1 protein-coding gene is annotated in these 1,508 nt (G+C 39.8%); it reads right to left on the reverse strand.

Features of this window, described 5'->3' with window-relative positions:
* Positions 1 to 96: 96 nt before the first annotated feature.
* Complete coding sequence (locus QUA70_RS28395) at positions 97 to 1,305, reverse strand: ISAs1 family transposase (RefSeq protein ID WP_333336361.1); 1,209 nt, start codon at positions 1,303 to 1,305, stop codon at positions 97 to 99.
* Positions 1,306 to 1,508: the final 203 nt, after the last annotated feature.

Raw genomic sequence — 1,508 nt, forward strand, 5'->3', positions numbered from 1 at the left:
TTACAAGTCATCTATATGATGGTAAGAAGAGCCTGCCATTAGATATTGAATTATATAAAAAAGCCGACTCATTACCACAGGGTAAGAGCATCTCAATCAGCCTTGACAAAAGGATTTGAGAAGAAGCATCATGTATTCATCATTCATTGCAGCCCGTTTTCTTTTCTGTCGCAAGCTACGCTTGAGAGTAGTTTCTTGATTTACAGCATTCAGGGACATCCGTCTGATAACAGCCAAGTTTCGAGGGCTATTCAAGGACCGAATGCGAGATCGATCTTCATTGAAAGTGACATCTAAAACCCAATGTTCTTGATTTTCAATACTCCAATGTTGACGAATAACGCGACCATTAAGCTGGGCATCTACGGGTAAGGAACTTAAGTAAAATTGTACTTCATGAGTGGTTTTGTTCCACAGATAACGGAAACGTTCTACTATAACAATAGTCTGAATATCTGTCCAGTCTTCTTGTTTGTAAAGCACCCCTAAAACCCCCACTGGAACCGCCCAAACTTTTCGAGTTTCGATTCGATGATGTGCTTTTTCCGTTCGGGAATCTTCACTCACTTCAATTCCCCCAAATTGCTTGGCTCTGGCTGTTTCAAACCAGGTTTTGACTTGTTTGTAAAGGGTGGGATGATTCTTTTTCAGAGTAACTACGTAATCAGCTTTTTTTTGACGAATCAGCCGTACAATCTCGGTTTGAGTACCCATCGCATCCATCGTAATAATCGCTCCGGTGACATCGATTAATTCCAATAGGGCTGGGATAGCTGTGATTTCATTGGAATGGTTTTCAACTTTAACTTGTCCAAGTACCAACCGATTTTCACTCGCCCACGCCGTCACTAAATGTAAATTCTTTTCCCCGGTTTTTCGGTCATAAGAACCTCGGATACTTTTTCCATCAATCGGGATAACTTGTTGGACAACTGGTCCAATTAATTGTTTAACCCATTCAGTCAACTTCTGTTCTAAAACTTTCGGGTCTACCTTTTCAAAAACTCGTCGGAAGGTATCATCGCTCGGGATACCATTTGGTAAGTCTAAAAATTTTTGCAACCATTGCTGCTTACTGATTCCATAATTTTCCATGTCTTCCCACCCATCACCTCCAGCTATTGTAGATAATATAGCAATGACGAGAATATCTTTCAGTAAGTGACGTTTGGTTCGGTTCACTCTCGGGTCGGGTACGTCATCAAAATAACTTGATAAGCTTCCTTGTAACTCTTGCATAGAGATAGGTGAGGGCTTCTTCAGTAGTTTAGACCTTGGCACAACGGGCAGGAATCCTCTATCCATTTAGTTTTACCGCTTGATGGCTTAGTTTTTAAGGCATTATAAAATTGCTAATACGTAAATACCACATTTTTTATATTTGTCTTTTTGTCAAGTACAATTTATACTAAATTAGATGAGCTTACCCTGCTCATTACCAGAAGGAAAAGATGACCCAGAATTCAAGAAAAAGCCAGAAATAGCCATAAATTTAATCGACAGAACCT

Origin of the sequence: Microcoleus sp. LAD1_D5 (assembly GCF_036702115.1) — a bacterium.
Lineage (GTDB): Bacteria > Cyanobacteriota > Cyanobacteriia > Cyanobacteriales > Microcoleaceae > Microcoleus.

Excerpts from the sequence above, each read along its gene's own strand:
- QUA70_RS28395 (WP_333336361.1), bottom strand. The coding sequence starts at position 1,305 with ATGGATAGAGGATTCCTGCCCGTTGTGCCAAGGTCTAAACTACTGAAG.